The 16,937-nt window shown below is 63.8% G+C and carries 16 protein-coding genes; 1 reads left to right on the forward strand and 15 read right to left on the reverse strand.

Going from position 1 to position 16,937, the window contains the following annotated elements; genetic code table 11:
- The first annotated feature begins 62 nt into the window (after positions 1-62).
- Positions 63-1,847 (forward strand): ABC transporter transmembrane domain-containing protein, encoded by a 1,785-nt coding sequence (locus tag V9K97_RS12660; RefSeq protein WP_337318408.1) that lies wholly within the window; start codon positions 63-65, stop codon positions 1,845-1,847.
- Positions 1,848-1,897: 50 nt separating this feature from the next.
- On the opposite strand, the gene V9K97_RS12665 is transcribed toward V9K97_RS12660, so the two are convergent.
- From V9K97_RS12665 to V9K97_RS12735, 15 genes are read right to left on the reverse strand one after another with little or no spacing between them, the layout of a single operon-like run.
- A complete protein-coding gene (locus V9K97_RS12665) occupies positions 1,898-2,362 on the reverse strand; it encodes a DUF1178 family protein (RefSeq protein WP_337318409.1) in 465 nt (154 codons plus the stop codon).
- A 7-nt stretch (positions 2,363-2,369) separates the two neighbouring features.
- Positions 2,370-2,975 (reverse strand): NUDIX domain-containing protein, encoded by a 606-nt coding sequence (locus V9K97_RS12670; protein ID WP_126749721.1) that lies wholly within the window; start codon positions 2,973-2,975, stop codon positions 2,370-2,372.
- Between the two features lies 1 nt (position 2,976).
- Positions 2,977-3,282, reverse strand: a complete 306-nt coding sequence (locus V9K97_RS12675; RefSeq protein WP_258507915.1) for a DUF2818 family protein — start codon at positions 3,280-3,282, stop codon at positions 2,977-2,979.
- A gap of 15 nt (positions 3,283-3,297) precedes the next feature.
- Positions 3,298-4,785 (reverse strand): NADH-quinone oxidoreductase subunit NuoN, encoded by a 1,488-nt coding sequence (gene nuoN / locus V9K97_RS12680; RefSeq protein ID WP_258507935.1) that lies wholly within the window; start codon positions 4,783-4,785, stop codon positions 3,298-3,300.
- A 24-nt stretch (positions 4,786-4,809) separates the two neighbouring features.
- On the reverse strand, positions 4,810-6,285 hold the full coding sequence (locus tag V9K97_RS12685; protein WP_337318411.1) for an NADH-quinone oxidoreductase subunit M: 1,476 nt from the start codon (positions 6,283-6,285) through the stop codon (positions 4,810-4,812).
- 25 nt (positions 6,286-6,310) lie between these two features.
- Positions 6,311-8,347: an NADH-quinone oxidoreductase subunit L gene (gene nuoL / locus V9K97_RS12690; protein ID WP_337318413.1), complete on the reverse strand. Its 2,037-nt coding sequence runs from the start codon at positions 8,345-8,347 to the stop codon at positions 6,311-6,313.
- A 7-nt stretch (positions 8,348-8,354) separates the two neighbouring features.
- Entirely contained in the window at positions 8,355-8,663 is a 309-nt protein-coding gene (gene nuoK / locus V9K97_RS12695) for an NADH-quinone oxidoreductase subunit NuoK (protein WP_012748597.1), read from the reverse strand.
- Entirely contained in the window at positions 8,660-9,328 is a 669-nt protein-coding gene (locus tag V9K97_RS12700; RefSeq protein ID WP_337318414.1) for an NADH-quinone oxidoreductase subunit J, read from the reverse strand. The genes nuoK and V9K97_RS12700 overlap by 4 nt, the downstream gene beginning before the upstream one ends.
- A 38-nt stretch (positions 9,329-9,366) precedes the next feature.
- Positions 9,367-9,888, reverse strand: a complete 522-nt coding sequence (gene nuoI / locus V9K97_RS12705; protein ID WP_055805171.1) for an NADH-quinone oxidoreductase subunit NuoI — start codon at positions 9,886-9,888, stop codon at positions 9,367-9,369.
- A gap of 17 nt (positions 9,889-9,905) precedes the next feature.
- The gene (nuoH, locus tag V9K97_RS12710; protein ID WP_337318416.1) at positions 9,906-10,982 is read right to left on the reverse strand and encodes an NADH-quinone oxidoreductase subunit NuoH; all 1,077 of its coding nucleotides are present in this window, start codon (positions 10,980-10,982) and stop codon (positions 9,906-9,908) included.
- Positions 10,979-13,144 (reverse strand): NADH-quinone oxidoreductase subunit NuoG, encoded by a 2,166-nt coding sequence (gene nuoG, locus V9K97_RS12715; RefSeq protein ID WP_337318418.1) that lies wholly within the window; start codon positions 13,142-13,144, stop codon positions 10,979-10,981. The genes nuoH and nuoG overlap by 4 nt, the downstream gene beginning before the upstream one ends.
- A 17-nt stretch (positions 13,145-13,161) precedes the next feature.
- Positions 13,162-14,502 (reverse strand): NADH-quinone oxidoreductase subunit NuoF, encoded by a 1,341-nt coding sequence (nuoF, locus tag V9K97_RS12720; protein ID WP_409050471.1) that lies wholly within the window; start codon positions 14,500-14,502, stop codon positions 13,162-13,164.
- Positions 14,502-15,050: an NADH-quinone oxidoreductase subunit NuoE family protein gene (locus tag V9K97_RS12725; protein WP_337318420.1), complete on the reverse strand. Its 549-nt coding sequence runs from the start codon at positions 15,048-15,050 to the stop codon at positions 14,502-14,504. The genes nuoF and V9K97_RS12725 overlap by 1 nt, the downstream gene beginning before the upstream one ends.
- A gap of 10 nt (positions 15,051-15,060) precedes the next feature.
- Entirely contained in the window at positions 15,061-16,314 is a 1,254-nt protein-coding gene (locus V9K97_RS12730) for an NADH-quinone oxidoreductase subunit D (RefSeq protein ID WP_258507955.1), read from the reverse strand.
- 1 nt (position 16,315) lies between these two features.
- A complete protein-coding gene (locus V9K97_RS12735; protein WP_258507957.1) occupies positions 16,316-16,927 on the reverse strand; it encodes an NADH-quinone oxidoreductase subunit C in 612 nt (203 codons plus the stop codon).
- Positions 16,928-16,937 lie beyond the last annotated feature (10 nt).

Raw genomic sequence — 16,937 nt, forward strand, 5'->3', positions numbered from 1 at the left:
TTGCCTCGGCAATTATTGTCAAGGCTGCCTTTGTGAGGGCAAGGGTCGGTAGAATCCGCGCCATGGCTTCTTCCCCCCTGTCCTCACCGGCCAAGGGCTCGCCCCGATCGCTGTCGGGCCTGAGCCCTTTTCTTCGGCCCTACCGCGTGCAGATCGTCCTGGCGGGCATTTTTCTGGTGATGGCTGCCGTCACGACGCTGGTGTTTCCGCTGGCGCTCAGAAGCCTGATCGACGGCGGGCTGATCAGCTCCGACAAGGGTGCGCAGACCATGGCGCTGCGCGAACATTTCGGCGCCCTCTTCGCCGTGGCCGTGGCGCTGGGCCTGTTCTCGGCGGCACGCTTCTATACGGTGAGCTGGCTCGGCGAGCGCGTGACGGCCGATTTGCGCAACGCGGTGTACGGCCACGTGCTGCGCCAGAGCCCGGCATTTTTCGAGACGACGCAGACCGGCGAAGTGCTGTCGCGCCTGACGGCCGACACCACACTGGTACAGACGGTGGTGGGCTCGTCGCTGAGCATGGGACTGCGCAACGCCGTGATGGGCGTGGGCGCGCTGGCGGTGCTGATCTGGACCAACCCTTATGTGATGGTGCAGGTGCTGGGCATTTTGGTTTTGGTGGTGCTGCCGAGCATGTGGTTCGGCCGGCGGGTGCGCAAGCTCTCGCGCGCCAGCCAGGACCGCGTGGCCGATTCGAGCGCCATTGCGGCGGAGGTGCTCAATGCGATTCCGGTGGTGCAAAGCTACACCGCCGAAGCGCGCGAGGCCGGCCGCTTCAATGCGTCGACCGAGAACGCCTTCAGAACCGCCGTGCGGCGCACCAAGGCACGCTCGGTGCTGGTGGCATTCATCATCATCGCCACGTCGGCGGCGCTGCTCTGGGGCCTGTACCAGGGTACGCAAGCCGTGCTGCGCGGCGACATCACGGCCGGCCATCTCGGCCAGACGGTCGTCTACGTCGCCATTCTTGCAAGCGCGACGGCCGTGCTCGGCGAGGTCTACGGCGACCTGCTGCGGGCAGCGGGCGCGACCGAGCGCCTGATGGAACTGCTGCACGCGCCGGCGGCCATCGTTTCGCCGGCCAACCCGGCGGCTGCGCCTGTGCCGGTCGCGGGTAGCGCAGTCAAGTTCGAGGCGGTCACTTTCCACTACCCCTCCAGGCCCGGCACTCCGGCCCTGAAAGATTTCAGCCTGGACATTGCTCCCGGCGAAACGGTGGCGCTGGTGGGTTCGAGCGGCGCGGGCAAGAGCACGGTGTTCCAGCTGCTGCTGCGCTACTACGATCCGCAGTCGGGCCGGCTGCTGCTCGACGGAGCGCCGCTCGCTTCATTGGCCTTGCCGGACCTGCGCACACGCATTGGCCTGGTGCCGCAAGACGCGGTGATCTTCTCGGCCAGTGCGTTCGAGAACATTCGCTATGGCCGCCCGGAAGCGACGGCTGACGAGGTGCATGCGGCTGCGCGCGCAGCTTTTGCGCACGACTTTCTGCAGGCGCTGCCTGAGGGCTACGACACCTTCCTGGGCGAACGCGGGGTGCGCCTGTCGGGCGGACAGCGACAGCGCATCGCGATTGCGCGCGCCATTCTCAAGAACCCACCGCTGCTGCTGCTCGACGAAGCCACGAGTGCGCTCGATGCGGAGAGCGAGCGCATGGTACAGGCCGCACTCGAATCGGCCATGGAAGGCCGCACCACGCTTGTCATTGCGCACAGGCTCGCCACGGTGCAAAAGGCCGATCGCATCATCGTTCTCGATCATGGCGGCATCGTGGAACAAGGGACGCATGCCACGCTGGTGGCGCAAGGCGGGGTGTATGCCCGCCTGGCTGCGCTTCAGTTCACTGCTTGACCTGGTGTCGCTGCGGCAAGTCCGCAGCAGAGACGCGGCAGAAACGCGGCCTATTGCAGCGTTTCCTTGAGCGCCGCGGGAATCGGCAGCGGCATGACGGGAATGCCCTCGTCGAGCAGCGCTTCGGTCTGCTCGCGCGTTGCCTGGCCGCGGATACCCCGCTCTTCGGTTTCGCCGTAGTGCATCTTGCGCGCCTCGTCGGCGAAGCGGTCGCCGACGTCCTCGGTCTTTGCGAGAACCTCGCGGACGGCGCGCATCCAGCGCGCTTCGGGAGACGATTCGGCGGGCACCTGGGCTGACGGTGCTGCTGGTGCCGGCGATGCGGCGGTCTCTGCGGGCGCCTTGGCATTGCCCAGGTTGAGGCGCGGTGCGCTCAACAGCTTGACGATGCGCGTGTCGGCGCAGACCGGACATTCGACCAGGCCATCGGCAAGTTGACTTTCAAAAGCTTCGTTGGACGCAAACCAGCCTTCGAAGCCGTGGCCGTGCGAGCAGCGGAGATCGAGAACCTTCATGCGCGGATTATCCCGCGCCGCCTTGCGAAGCGGTACCCTGCCAATCGAGTGCCCATGCGCCCGAAAGGACGTTCTGCAGCCAGAGCGTGCAAGTGAGCGACTTGGCGTCGGTGATCTTGCCTTCGCGGCACCAGTCGGCCACTTCTTGCGGCGTGGCCGTGAACACGTCGAGGAATTCGCCGTGGTCGAGCTGGCGCGTGCCGAGCGAAAGGCCGCGCGCAAAGTAGATGTGGATGATTTCGGTGGAATACGCCACCGCCAGGTGCATGGCGCCGGCATAGGCCCATTCACGAGCGGTGTAGCCGGTTTCCTCGAGCAGTTCGCGCTGGCCGCAAACGAGCGGATCTTCGCCCGCGTCGAGCTTGCCGGCCGGAAACTCGACCATCACGTGCCCGACCGGATAGCGGTATTGCCGCTCCAGCACCACACGGCCGTCGTCCAGAAGAGGAACCACCACCACCGCGCCCGGATGAATCACGTATTCGCGCGTGGCGGTGTGGCCGTCGGGCAGCCGCACGGTGTCGCGGCAGACCTGGAGGAAATTGCCCTTGAGCAGAACCTCGCTGGCCGTGCGTTCTTCCTTCAGGTGCGAATCGATGGCGGGATCGGTCATGTCAGTGCCTATGTTTCATCAGGTAGCGCCAGGTGAAACCGGGAAAGGCCAGCACGATGAAGAGAGCACCGGTCACGGCGTAGAACTCCCAGCCCTGCGGGGCAATCTGCCCTGCCCGGCTCTCGAACAGCAGGCCGACGCCGCCGGCCACGAAGTACAGCACCACCAGTTCGGCGAGCCGCACCGCGAGCGGCTTGGGTTGCGTGGCCAGCGGCACGAAGCCGAACAACCGCTCATTGAGGAACGGCAAGTTGGCCGCCACCAGCGCCACCAGCAGAACGACCCAGACCGACGCGGTTTGCGACACCGTGGGCAACCGCGATCAGTTGGCCAGCGTGGCCACGATCGCCTTGGCGCACAGCGTCATGAGGCCGCCGGGAACGATGCCCAGCACGAGAATGAGCAAGCCATTGACGGAGAGCACGGCACGCACGTCGCGCGGCGCAGACACGGTGCTGGCGGTTACCGGCGCATCGAAGTACATGACCTTGACCACGCGCAGGTAGTAGAAGGCGCCGATCAGCGACATGATCACCGCGAACACCGCAAGACCGATGTAGATCGCCTGGCCCGACGCGATCAGCGCCTGGAGCACCGCAAGCTTGGCGTAGAACCCGACCAGCGGCGGCAGGCCCGCGAGCGAGAACATCGCAATGGCCATCACGCCGGCATACAGCGGGCTGCGCTGGTTCAGGCCGGCCAGATCGGTAATCTCTTCGCTTTCGAAGCCTTCGCGTGCCAGCAGCAGAATGATGCCGAAGCTCGCCAGCGTGGTCAGCACGTAGGTCACGATGTAGAACATCGACGCGCTGTATGCGAACTGCGCGTTGTAGGTGTTGCCGTTGACCACGCCCGCCACCAGGCCGAGCAGCATGAAGCCCATTTGCGCAATGGTCGAGTAGGCCAGCATGCGCTTGAGGTTGGTCTGCGCAATGGCGGCCAGGTTGCCCACCAGCAGCGAGGCAATAGCCAGCAAGGCCAGCATCTGCTGCCAGTCGATGGCCAGCGGCAGCAGCCCTTCCACCAGCAGGCGGATGATGATGGCGAAGGCGGCCAGCTCGGGCGCCGCGCCGATCAGCAGCGTCACCGCCGTCGGAGCGCCCTGGTACACGTCGGGCACCCACATGTGGAAAGGCGCCGCCCCCACCTTGAATGCCAGGCCCGCCACGATGAACACCAGGCCGAACACCAGCACCTGATGGTTCACCTTGCCGCTGGCGATGATCTTGAACACCTCGTTCACGTCGAGCGAGCCGGTGGCGCCGTAGAGCATCGAAAGGCCGTAGAGCAAAAAGCCGCTGGCCATGGCGCCGAGCACGAAGTACTTCATGGCCGCCTCGCTGGCGACCGCGTTGTCGCGGCGCAGCGCCACCAGGGCGTAGCTGGACAAGGTGAGCAGCTCGAGACCCAGGTAGATCAGGAGGAAGTTGCTGCCCGAGATCATCACGAACATGCCCAGCAGCGCGAACATGCTGATGGTGAACAGTTCGCCGCCGCGCAGCATGTCGCGGTCTGCCGCGTAGGGGCGGCCGTAGACCAGCGTGACCATCAGCGCAACCGTGGCAAAGCACTTGAGCCAGTTGCCCATGGGGTCGCTCACGACCATGCCGCCAAAGCCGTAGATCGTCTTGCCGTCGTTGGCGGCCATGCCGGTCAGCACGGCCACCACGGCCAGCGTGAGCAGCGTCAGGATATAGGTGCGCGTGCGGCGGGGGCTGGTGGTCGACAGGTCGACCAGCGCAATGATGCAGGCCATGACCAGCAGCACGATTTCGGGGTAGATCGCGACCCAGCTGAGTTTGTCAATCATCTCGTTCTCTTCTTCAGCGTGGAATCAGGGCAGTTTGGACGTTGCCACATGGCGCAGGAGCTCCGTCACGGAAACATCCATCACATCGGTGAACGGCTTCGGATAGATGCCCATCCACAGCACGGCAATGGCCAGCAGCGAGAGCATCAGGAACTCGCGGGCGTTGATGTCGGTGAGCTCCTTAACGTGGTCGTTGCCGACCGGGCCGAGGTACACCCGCTTGTACATCCAGAGGGTGTAGGCAGCGCCGAAGATCAACGCCGTTGCGGAACCCAGGCCGATCCAGAAGTTGTACTTGACCGCGCCCAGGATGACCATCCATTCGCCCACGAAACCGGCGGTGCCCGGCAGGCCGCAGTTGGCCATGGCGAACAGCAGCGCGAACGCGGCAAACTTGGGCATGGTGTTCACCACGCCGCCGTAGTCGGCAATCTGGCGCGAATGCACGCGGTCGTAGAGCACGCCGATGCCCAGGAACATGGCGCCCGAGACGAAACCGTGCGCAATCATCTGCACGATGCCGCCGGACACGCCCAGCTCGTTGAAGATGAAGAAGCCGAGCGTCACGAAGCCCATGTGCGCGACCGACGAATAAGCCACGAGCTTCTTCATGTCTTCCTGCACCAGCGCCACCAGGCCGACGTAGATCACCGCGATGAGCGACAGCGCGATCATGAGCCAGGCCCATTCGTGCGAGGCGTCGGGAGCAATCGGCATCGAGAAGCGCAGGAAGCCATAGGCGCCGAGCTTCAGCATGATGGCCGCCAGCACGGCCGAGCCGCCGGTCGGCGCCTCGACGTGCACGTCGGGCAGCCAGGTGTGGACCGGCCACATGGGTACCTTGACGGCAAAGGCGGCGAAGAACGCAAAGAACAGGAAGGTCTGCGCCTTCGAGTCCAGCGGCAGCTTGTGCCAGCTCAGGATGTCGAAGCTGCCGCCCGACTTGTTGTACAGGTAGATCAGCGCCACCAGCATCAGCAGCGAGCCGAGCAAGGTGTAGATGAAGAACTTGAACGCCGCGTAGATCTTGTTCGGACCGCCCCAGATGCCGATGATCAGGTACATCGGGATCAGCGTGGCTTCGAAGAACACGTAGAAAAGCACGCCGTCGAGCGCGGCGAACACGCCGATCATGAAGCCCGAAAGAATCAGGAACGCGCCCATGTACTGGTTGACGCGCTCGGTAATCACTTCCCAGGCCGAGATCACGACCACCACGGTAATGAACGAGGTCAGCAGCACCAGCCAGAGCGACAAGCCATCGACACCGAGGTGATAGTTGACGTTGAAGCGCGCAATCCAGCTCGTCTTCTCGACGAACTGCATTGCGGCAGTGCCGTTCTGGAAGCCCGTGTAAAGCGGCACCGTGACCAGGAAGCTGACGATCGCGCCGACCAGTGCGACCCAGCGCACGCCCCTGGCGTTCTCGTCACGCCCAAACGCCAGCAGCGCGGTACCGAATGCGATCGGCACCCAGATGGCAAGGCTCAACAAACCCATTTTTCTTTTTCTCCAGCGTTCGGGCTCAGCGTTTGAACCAGACGAAGTACGTCATCAGGATGAAGATGCCGAGCAGCATCGCAAAGGCGTAGTGATAGATGTAGCCCGACTGCAGCCACCGCACCACACCGGAGATGCGGCCGACGACCTTCCACGAACCATTGACCACGGCACCGTCGATCAGCGCCTGGTCGCCACCCTTCCACAGGCCGGTGCCAAGGGCACGCGCACCGCGGGCGATGATGTTCTCGTTGATCCAGTCGAGGTAGTACTTGTTGTCGAGCAGGCGATAGACCGGGCCGAAGGCGCGCTTGATCGCAGTCGGCACCGCCGGGAACTGCATGTACATGAGGTACGAAACAACCACGCCTGCCAGAGCCAGCCAGAACGGCGCCGTCTGCAAGCCGTGGATAGCCATGGCCACCGGGCCGTGGAACGCTTCGCCGAGCTCCTTCATGGCATGGTGCTTGGCGGCGTCCACGAAGATTGCGTCCTTGAAGAACTCGCCGAAAAGCATCGGCTGGATCGTCATGAAGCCGATCACCACCGACGGAATGGCCAGCAGCACCAGCGGCAGCCACACCACCACCGGCGACTCGTGCGGCTTGTGGTCGTGATGGCCATGGCCGTGGTCGTCGCCATGCGCGGCATGGTCGTCGTGGTGTGCGTCAGGGTTCTGGTCGTAGCGCTCCTTGCCGTGGAACACCAGGAAGTACATGCGGAACGAGTAGAACGCCGTGACGAACACGCCGGCCAGCACCGCGTAGTAGGCAAACTGCGCGCCCCACAGGTGGCTTTCATGCACCGCCTCGATGATGCTGTCCTTCGAGTAGAAGCCCGAGAAGAACGGCGTGCCTATCAGTGCAAGCGACCCCAGCAGCGAGGTGATCCAGGTGATGGGCATGTACTTGCGCACGCCGCCCATCCAGCGGATGTCCTGGTTGTGGTGCATGCCGATGATCACCGAGCCCGCGCCCAGGAAGAGCAGCGCCTTGAAGAAGGCGTGCGTCATCAGGTGGAACACCGCGACCGAATAGGCCGACGCGCCGAGCGCCACCGTCATGTAGCCGAGCTGCGAGAGCGTCGAGTACGCGACCACGCGCTTGATGTCGTTCTGGATGATGCCCAGGAAACCCATGAACAGCGCCGTGATGGCACCGATCACCAGGATGAACGAGAGCGCCGTGTCGCTGAGTTCGAACAGCGGCGACATGCGAGCCACCATGAAGATGCCCGCCGTCACCATGGTTGCCGCGTGGATCAGCGCGGAGATGGGCGTCGGGCCTTCCATCGAGTCGGGCAGCCATACGTGCAGCGGGAACTGCGCGCTCTTGCCCATGGCGCCGATGAACAGGCAGATGCAGATCACGGTCACCAGCATCCATTCGGTGCCGGGGAAGGTGATGCCGGCCAGCGTGCTGGCCTTGGCAAAGGCTTCGCCGTAGTTCAGCGTGCCGGCATAGGCTGCGATGAGGCCGATGCCCAGGATGAAGCCGAAGTCGCCCACGCGGTTGACCAGGAACGCCTTCATGTTCGCGAAGATGGCCGTGGGCTTGTTGAACCAGAAGCCGATCAGCAGGTACGACACCAGGCCCACCGCTTCCCAGCCGAAGAACAGCTGGAGCATGTTGTTGCTCATGACGAGCATCAGCATCGAGAAGGTGAAGAGCGAGATGTACGCGAAGAAGCGGTTGTAGCCTTCGTCTTCTTCCATGTAGCCGATGGTGTAGATGTGCACCATCAGCGAGACGAAGGTCACCACGCACATCATCATGGCCGTGAGGCCGTCGACCAGGAAGCCGACTTCCATCTTCAGGCCGCCGACCACCATCCATTCGTAGATGGTCGCGTTGAAGCGAGCGCCATCGACGACGACCGACTTCAGCGTCATGGCCGAGATGATGAAGGCGACAAGCACGCCGAGAATGGTCAGCGAATGCGTGACTTTGCGGCCGATGTGGTTGCCGCCGAACTTGGTGCCGAACAGGCCGGCAACGGCGGCGCCGACCAGGGGTGCCAGCGGCACCGCCAGCAGGGTGGATGCGGAAAGGGTTGCGCTCATACTGCTTTCAACCCTTGAGCGAGTTGAGTTCGTCTACGTTGATGTTGGATTTGTTGCGGAACAACAAGACCAGCAGCGCGAGACCGATTGCCGACTCGGCCGCAGCCACCGTCAGGATGAAGAACACGAAGATCTGGCCGTGCATGTCGCCCAGGTAGTACGAGAACGCCACGAAGTTCATGTTCACCGCGAGCAGCATCAGCTCGATCGCCATCAGCAGCACGATCAGGTTCTTGCGGTTCAGGAAGATGCCGATCACCGAAAGCGCAAAGAGCATTGCGCCAAGCGAAAGAAAGTGTCCGAGCGTGAGCGTCATGCCTTGTTTTCCTTTGCCGCCGCTGCTGCGCCTGCATCGGCGGGTGCTTCGACCACCGGCTCGGCGGCGCGCGTGACCGGCATCTGCACGATGCGCACGCGGTCGCGCGCCTTCACGCGCACCTGGTCGGACGGGTTGACGTACTTGCTGTCCTTGCGGGTACGCAGCGTGAGTGCGATGGCGGCCACGATGGCCACGAGCAAAATGACAGCCGCAATTTCGAGCGGGTACAGGTACTCGGAGTACAGGAGCTTGCCGAGCTCGAGCGTGTTCGAGCTGTTGGCCGCAACGGCAGCCCCGGCGCGCGGCGGCTCGGCCAGGCGGAAGCCGCCCATCAGCACCGCAGCCATTTCAAGCGCAATGAGCGCCCCCACGCCCGCGGCCAGCGGAAAGTGCTTCCAGAAGCCCTGCCGCAGACCGTCCACGTTGATGTCCAGCATCATCACGACAAACAGGAACAGCACCATCACCGCGCCCACGTAGACGAGCACAAGCGAAATCGCCAGGAACTCGGCGCGCAGCAGCAGCCAGATGGCGGACGCCTGGAAGAAGGCGAGCACCAGGTACAGCGCCGCGTATACGGGATTGCGGGCGGTGATGACGCGGAAGGCCGCGAACAGCAGCACCGCGGCAAACAGATAGAACAGACCGGTCTTGACGTCCATTGGAATTCGAATTGGTACGGGGTTCGGGCTGGCCGGGATCAGCGGTACTTGGCGTCGGCCGCCTTGTTCGCTGCAATTTCTTTTTCGTAGCGGTCGCCCACGGCCAGGAGCATGTCCTTGGTGAAGTACAGGTCGCCGCGCTTTTCGCCGTGGTATTCGAAGATGTGGGTCTCGACGATCGAATCGACCGGGCAGCTTTCTTCGCAGAAGCCGCAGAAGATGCACTTGGTCAGGTCGATGTCGTAGCGCGTGGTGCGGCGCGAGCCGTCGTCGCGCACATCGGATTCGATGGTGATGGCGAGTGCGGGGCACACGGCCTCGCAGAGCTTGCAGGCAATGCAGCGCTCTTCGCCGTTTTCATAGCGGCGCAGCGCATGCAGGCCGCGAAAACGCGGCGACAGCGGCGTCTTCTCTTCCGGGAACTGCACCGTGATCTTGCGGGCGAAAGCGTACTTGCCGGTGATGGCCAGGCCCTTGAACAGTTCGAACAGCATGAAGCTGCCCAGGAAGTCCTTGAGCGAGAACGGAGCGGACGTTGTTGCGGTATGCGCAGCAGACATGATGTTGGCGCTTCCAGTTATTTCCAGATATTGAACGGGGTCTGCATCCAGGCGCCGACCACGACCAGCCACACGAGCGTGACCGGAATGAAGATCTTCCAGCCCAGACGCATGATCTGGTCATAGCGGAAGCGCGGGAACGTCGAGCGAACCCACAGGAACATGGTGACCACGCAGAAGGTCTTGGCACCGAGCCAGATCCAGCCGGGAATGAAGCTCAGGAACTCGAACGGCGGCAGCCATCCACCGAGGAACAGCACCACGCACAGGATCGAGACCAGCCACATGTTGGCGTACTCGGCCAGGAAGAACATGGCAAAGCTCATGCCCGAGTACTCGATCATGTGGCCCGCGACGATTTCAGATTCGCCTTCGACCACGTCGAAGGGGTGGCGGTTGGTTTCAGCCAGGCCCGAGATGAAGTAGACGACGAAGATCGGCAACAGCGGCAGCCAGTTCCACGAGAGGAAGTTGAGGCCCATGTCAAAGAACATGCCCTTGCCCTGCACATTCACGATTTCGCTCATGTTCAGGCTGCCCGAAACCATCAGCACCACGACGAAGCAGAAGCCCATCGCGATTTCGTAGCTCACCATTTGCGCCGAGGCGCGCAGCGCGCCCAGGAAGGCGTACTTCGAGTTCGATGCCCAGCCCGCGATGATCACGCCGTAGACCTCGAGCGAGGTGATGGCCATCACGAAGAGCAGGCCGGCATTGATGTTGGCCAGCGCCATTTCAGGGCCGAACGGAATCACGGCCCATGCGACGAGCGCCGGCATGATGGTCATGATCGGGCCCAGTAGGAACAGGCCCTTGTTGGCGACCGTCGGAAGAATGATTTCCTTGGTCATCAGCTTGAGCGCGTCCGCAATGGGCTGCAGCAGGCCCAGCGGTCCGATGCGGTTCGGGCCCACGCGGATCTGCGTGAATCCGATGGCCTTGCGTTCCCACAGCGTGAGGTAGGCCACGGCGCCCATCAGCGGAAGCACGACCACGATGATCTTGATCAATGTCCAGATCACAGGCCAACCCGCCGAGGTCCACCAGCCGGCGTTGATAAGCCCCTGGCCGAAAGCATGCACTGCGTCGATCATGCCAATGCCTCCTCGGCACGGGCCGGTGCGGCCGTCATTGCGTTGCGCGCGTCGGCGGTGAGTTGCAGCGACGGTGCGCGGCGCACGATGGAGTCGAGCTGATAGATGCTCGCCACCACGGGTGCGGGAACCGCGCCGCTGGCAGCCACTGCCTTGGCGGCGGTGGCGTTGCCGAGCGCATCCGCGGGCACGGCGCCGTTGTCGCCAATGGTGCGGAGCACTTCAGCGGTCGATTCGAAAGCAAAGCCGGGCAGGCCGAGCAGGTTGGCCAGCACGCGCAGCACCTTCCAGGCCGGGCGCGTCTCGCCTTGCGGCTTGACGACGGCATGGAAGCTTTGCACACGGCCTTCGGCATTGACGAAGGTACCGGGCGTTTCGGTGAACGGCGCGATGGGCAGCAGCACATCGCTGAACTCGAGGTTGGCCTTGAAGGGGCTCAACGTGACGACCATCTGCGCATTGCCGATGACATCGGCGGCTGCGGCACCCGCGGCGGAGTCGAACACCGGTTCGGTGTTGAGCAGCACCACGGCCTTGAGGCCGGAACCGGCTGCCAGCATGCGGCCGGCATCGAGGCCGCCGTTCTTGGGGAATGCGCCGACGAGTTGCGCGCCCACGGTATTGGCGGCTTCGGTCAGGTAGCCGACGGTGGCGCCAGTTTGCGCGCCGATCCAGTTTGCAAGCGCCAGCAGGCTGCTGGCTTGCGCATGGTGGGCGGCGGCGTTGCCGAGCAGGATGGCCTTGCGCTCGCCGCTCAGCAGCGAAGCCGCAATGGCTTGCGCCGCGGCGTCGGGTGCGTTTGCCGGTGCGAGCGGCGCGGCCTGGCCAGTGGTCTGGCCCACGGCGGCGGCAATGCCGGCGAGCACTTCGACCCACTGGCCGGCATCGACGATCGACGCCTGCGCCACGCTCATGGCCCACGCTTCGCGGTCGGCCATGAGGTTGGACGAGGTCAGCACCGACAGCGCGGCGCCCTTGCGCACGGCCTGGCGGATGCGCTGCGCGAACAGCGGATGGTCCTTGCGCAGGTTCGAGCCGATCACGAATGCGCGCTGCAGCTGCGTAAGCGATGCAATCGAGGTGCCGAGCCAGCGCACGCCTTCGAACGCCGTGAATTCGGCATTGCGCAGGCGGTAGTCGATGTTGTCGCTGCCGAGCTCACGCGTGAGCATGGCGGCAAGCTGCAGCTCTTCGAGCGTGCTGTGCGGGCTGACCAGCGTGCCGATGCTCTGCACGCCGTGGTCGGCCTTGATCTGCTTGAGGCCGTTGGCCACGTATTCAAGCGCGGTCTGCCAGTCGACCTGCTGCCATTGGCCGCCCTGCTTGAGCATGGGCTGCGTGAGGCGTTCGGGGCCGTTGAGCCCTTCGTACGAAAAGCGGTCGCGGTCGGCAATCCAGCATTCGTTGACGTCTTCGTTCTCGAGCGGCACCACGCGCATCACGCGGTTGTTCTTGACCTGGACGATCAGGTTGGCACCGGTGGAGTCATGCGGGCTCACCGACTTGCGGCGCGACAGCTCCCACGTGCGGGCGCTGTAGCGGAACGGCTTGCTCGTGAGCGCGCCGACCGGGCAGATGTCGATCATGTTGCCCGAGAGTTCCGAGTCGACCGAGTCGCCGAGGAAGGTTTCGATTTCGGAGTGCTCGCCGCGCTGGGTCATGCCGAGCTCCATCACGCCGGCCACTTCCTGGCCGAAGCGGACGCAGCGCGTGCAATGGATGCAGCGGCTCATCTCTTCCATGCTGATCAGCGGGCCGACGTCCTTGTGGAACACGACGCGCTTTTCTTCTTCGTAGCGCGAAGAAGAACCACCGTAGCCCACCGCCAGGTCTTGCAGTTGGCACTCGCCGCCCTGGTCGCAAATGGGGCAATCCAGCGGGTGGTTGATCAGGAGGAACTCCATGACCGACTGCTGCGCCTTGATGGCCTTTTCGCTCTTGGTGCGAACGATCATGCCCTGCGTGACGGGCGTGGCGCAGGCCGGCATCGGCTTGGGCGCCTTTTCCACGTCGACCAGGCACATGCGGCAGTTGGCCGCAATGCTGAGCTTCTTGTGATAGCAGAAGTGCGGAATGTACGTGCCCGCCTTGTCGGCCGCATGCATCACCATGCTGCCTTCGGTCACTTCGACCTTCTTGCCGTCGAGTTCGATTTCAACCATATATGTGTTTCTCGCGCTCAGGCCTGGACAGGCGCTTTCGGGACGTAGCCCGGAATCAAGGCCTCGAACTCGTGACGGTAGTGCTTGATCATGGCGCGCACCGGCATGGCCGCCGCGTCGCCGAGCGCGCAGATCGTGCGGCCCTGAATGTTGTCTGCCACGGAGTTGAGCAGGTCCATGTCGGACGCCCTGCCCTGCCCGTTGTGGATGCGGTCCACCACGCGATACAGCCAGCCCGTGCCTTCGCGGCAAGGCGTGCACTGGCCGCAGGATTCGTGCATATAGAAATACGAGAGGCGCCGCAGCGACTCGACCATCGAACGGCTGTCGTCCATGACGATGACCGCGCCCGAACCCAGCATGGAGCCGGCCTTGGCGATGGAGTCGTAGTCCATCGTGCATTCCATCATGATCGACGCCGGCAGCACCGGCGACGACGATCCACCGGGAATCACGGCCTTGAGCGTGCGGCCCTTGCGAACACCGCCGGCCAGTTCAAGCAGCTTGGAGAACGGCGTGCCCATGGGCACTTCGTAGTTGCCGGGCAGCTCGACGTCGCCGCTCACCGAATAGATCTTGGTGCCGCCGTTGTTCGGCTTGCCGCACTCGAGGTAGGCCTGGCCGCCGTTGCGGATGATCCAGGGCACCGCCGCGAAGGTCTCGGTGTTGTTGATGGTGGTCGGCTTGCCGTACAGGCCAAAGCTGGCCGGGAACGGCGGCTTGAAGCGCGGCTGGCCCTTCTTGCCTTCGAGCGACTCGAGCAGTGCGGTTTCTTCGCCGCAGATATAGGCGCCAAAACCGTGGGCCGCGTGCAACTGGAAGTTGTACGTGCTGCCCATGATGCCGTCGCCAAGGTAGCCGGCGGCGCGCGCTTCCTCGAGGGCTTCCTCGAAGCGGTCGTAGCTCTGGAAGATCTCGCCGTGGATGTAGTTGTAGCCCACGCTGATGCCCATTGCATACGCGGCGATGGCCATGCCTTCGATCACGATGTGCGGGTTGAACTGCAGGATGTCGCGGTCCTTGCACGTGCCCGGCTCGCCTTCGTCGGAATTGCAGACCAGGTATTTCTGGCCCGGGAACTGGCGGGGCATGAAGCTCCACTTCAGGCCCGTGGGAAAGCCCGCGCCGCCGCGGCCGCGCAGGCCCGAGGCCTTGACTTCGGCAATCACCTGGTCGGGCGTGAGGCCCTCGGTGAGGATCTTGCGCAGCGCCTGGTAGCCGCCGCGCGCTTCGTAGTCGGCCAGGCGCCAGTTGGTGCCGTCGAGGCCGGCATAGATCTGCGGCTCGATGTGGCGGTCATGGAAGCAGGTCTGGACGCCCGTGGCCTGGAACTGCTGGAGCACTTGTTCGGGCGACATCATGCGGCCTCCCCTTTGGTCGAACCACGCAGCCCGTCGATGAGCTGGTCGAGCTTCTCGTTGCTCATGAAGCTGCACATGGTGCGGTCGTTGACCAGCATCACGGGCGAATCGGCGCAGGCGCCCAGGCATTCGCTCTGTTGCAGCGTGAACAGGCCGTCGGCCGTGGTCTCGCCCATCTTGATGCCGAGCTTCTTCTCGAGGTGAACGAGCGCTGTGACGCCGTCACGCAGCTGGCACGGCAGGTTGGTGCACACGTTGAGCTTGAACTTGCCCACCGGGTGCTGGTTGTACATGTTGTAGAAGGTCGTGACCTCATGCACGGCGATGGGCGCCATGCCGAGGTATTCGGCGATCTCGCGCTCGCGCTGCATGCTCACGTAGCCTTCGTCCTGCTGCACGATGGCCAGGCAGGCCATCACGGCCGATTGCTTGCCCGCTTCAGGGTACTTGGCAACCTCGCGCGCAAAGCGCTCGAGAATCGCGGGCCTCAGAGGAGCAGAAGGCGCCGTAGGCGCCGTGTCATGGTGGGTCGAGGAAGTCGTCATTCGCTCTTTCTCACCTGTCGATTTCGCCGAACACGATGTCCATCGTGCCGATCACCGCGACAGCGTCGGCGATCATGTGGCCGCGCGACATTTCGTCGAGGGCGGCGAGGTGCGGGAAACCGGGCGCACGGATCTTCAGGCGGTACGGCTTGTTGGCGCCGTCGCTCACCAGGTAGATGCCGAACTCGCCCTTCGGGTGCTCGACGGCGGCATACGCTTCGCCTTCGGGCACGTGGAAGCCTTCCGTGAAGAGCTTGAAATGGTGGATCAGCTCCTCCATGTTCGCCTTCATCGATTCGCGCGCGGGCGCGGCGACCTTGTGGTTGTCGGTGATGACCGGGCCGGGGTTGGCGCGCAGCCATGCCGAGCACTGCTGGATGATCTTGTTGGCCTGGCGCATTTCTTCCACGCGCACCAGGTAACGGTCGTAGCAGTCACCCGTCTTGCCGACCGGCACGTCGAACTGCATCTGGTCGTAGACGTCGTAGGGCTGCTTCTTGCGCAGGTCCCACTCCACGCCCGAGCCACGCAGCATGGGGCCGGTGAAGCCGAGATTCAGCGCGCGCTCCGGCGTGACCACGCCAATGCCCACGGTGCGCTGCTTCCAGATGCGGTTGTCGGTAAGCAGCGTTTCGTACTCGTCGACCATCTTGGGGAAGCGCTTGCAGAAGTCGTCGATGAAGTCGAGCAGCGAGCCCTGGCGGTTCTCGTTGAGCTTCTCGATGGCCTTCGCATTCTTGATCTTGCTGACCTTGTACTGCGGCATGGCATCCGGCAGGTCGCGGTACACGCCGCCCGGACGGAAGTACGCCGCATGCATGCGCGCGCCCGACACGGCTTCGTACATGTCGAACAGGTCTTCACGCTCGCGGAAGCAATAGATGAGCATGTTCATCGCGCCGCAGTCGAGACCGTGCGCGCCGAGCCACAGCAGGTGGTTCAGCAGGCGGGTGATCTCGGCGAACATCACGCGGATGTACTGCGCGCGAATCGGCACTTCGAGGCCCATCATCCGCTCGATGGCCAGGCAATAGGCGTGCTCGTTGCTCATCATCGACACGTAGTCGAGACGGTCCATGTACGGCAGCGACTGGATGAAGGTGCGCGATTCGGCGAGCTTTTCGGTCGCACGGTGCAACAGGCCGATGTGCGGATCGGCGCGCTGGATCACTTCGCCGTCGAGCTCGAGCACCAGGCGCAGCACGCCGTGCGCTGCAGGATGCTGGGGACCGAAGTTGAGTGTGTAGTTCTTGATTTCGGCCATATCAGTGCAAACCGCTGCCGTAGTTGTCTTCGCGAATCACGCGCGGCGTGATTTCCCGCGGCTCGATGGAGACCGGCTGGTAGATGACGCGCTTCTGCTCTTCGTCGTAGCGCATTTCGACGTGCCCCGACACCGGGAAGTCCTTGCGGAACGGATGGCCGATGAAACCGTAGTCGGTCAGGATGCGGCGCAGGTCGTCATGCCCCTCGAACACGATGCCGTAGAGGTCGAAGGCTTCGCGCTCGAACCACGTGGCGGCATTCCACACAGGCTGGAGCGAATCGACCACGGGCAGGTCTTCGTTCGGCGCAAACACCTTGAGGCGAACGCGCTGGTTGAGGCTCACCGAAAGCAGGTGCGTGACGACGCAATAGCGCTCGCCTTGCCACTCGCCTTCGCGGTAGTCGGAGTAATCCATGCCGCAAAGGTCGATCAGCTGCTCGAAGCGGCAGCCGGGCGCATCGCGCAGCAGCGTGGCGGCTTCGATGTAGTCGGCAGCGCCGACGACCACGGTCACCTCGCCCAGCGCGATCGTCACACTCTTGGCTTTGGCGCCAAGGGTCTCGGCGATGGTGGCGCGCAGCACCTCCGGCGATATTGCAAAGTCGGTCATCGTCGGCAGT

Origin of the sequence: Variovorax sp. CCNWLW186, assembly GCF_037203865.1 — a bacterium.
Classification (GTDB): Bacteria; Pseudomonadota; Gammaproteobacteria; order Burkholderiales; family Burkholderiaceae_C; genus Variovorax.

What these genes read in the sequence shown, in the direction of transcription:
- V9K97_RS12660 (WP_337318408.1), top strand. Translation starts at nt 63, where the DNA reads ATGGCTTCTTCCCCCCTGTCCTCACCGGCCAAGGGCTCGCCCCGATCG.
- V9K97_RS12665 (WP_337318409.1), bottom strand. Translation starts at nt 2,362, where the DNA reads ATGAAGGTTCTCGATCTCCGCTGCTCGCACGGCCACGGCTTCGAAGGC.
- V9K97_RS12700 (WP_337318414.1), bottom strand. Translation starts at nt 9,328, where the DNA reads ATGGACGTCAAGACCGGTCTGTTCTATCTGTTTGCCGCGGTGCTGCTG.
- V9K97_RS12735 (WP_258507957.1), bottom strand. Translation starts at nt 16,927, where the DNA reads ATGACCGACTTTGCAATATCGCCGGAGGTGCTGCGCGCCACCATCGCC.
- nuoI (WP_055805171.1), bottom strand. Translation starts at nt 9,888, where the DNA reads ATGTCTGCTGCGCATACCGCAACAACGTCCGCTCCGTTCTCGCTCAAG.
- nuoF (WP_409050471.1), bottom strand. Translation starts at nt 14,502, where the DNA reads ATGTCGCCCGAACAAGTGCTCCAGCAGTTCCAGGCCACGGGCGTCCAG.
- nuoL (WP_337318413.1), bottom strand. Translation starts at nt 8,347, where the DNA reads ATGAGCGCAACCCTTTCCGCATCCACCCTGCTGGCGGTGCCGCTGGCA.
- nuoN (WP_258507935.1), bottom strand. Translation starts at nt 4,785, where the DNA reads ATGATTGACAAACTCAGCTGGGTCGCGATCTACCCCGAAATCGTGCTG.
- V9K97_RS12730 (WP_258507955.1), bottom strand. Translation starts at nt 16,314, where the DNA reads ATGGCCGAAATCAAGAACTACACACTCAACTTCGGTCCCCAGCATCCT.
- nuoK (WP_012748597.1), bottom strand. Translation starts at nt 8,663, where the DNA reads ATGACGCTCACGCTCGGACACTTTCTTTCGCTTGGCGCAATGCTCTTT.
- nuoG (WP_337318418.1), bottom strand. Translation starts at nt 13,144, where the DNA reads ATGGTTGAAATCGAACTCGACGGCAAGAAGGTCGAAGTGACCGAAGGC.
- V9K97_RS12685 (WP_337318411.1), bottom strand. Translation starts at nt 6,285, where the DNA reads ATGGGTTTGTTGAGCCTTGCCATCTGGGTGCCGATCGCATTCGGTACC.
- V9K97_RS12670 (WP_126749721.1), bottom strand. Translation starts at nt 2,975, where the DNA reads ATGACCGATCCCGCCATCGATTCGCACCTGAAGGAAGAACGCACGGCC.
- nuoH (WP_337318416.1), bottom strand. Translation starts at nt 10,982, where the DNA reads ATGATCGACGCAGTGCATGCTTTCGGCCAGGGGCTTATCAACGCCGGC.
- V9K97_RS12725 (WP_337318420.1), bottom strand. Translation starts at nt 15,050, where the DNA reads ATGACGACTTCCTCGACCCACCATGACACGGCGCCTACGGCGCCTTCT.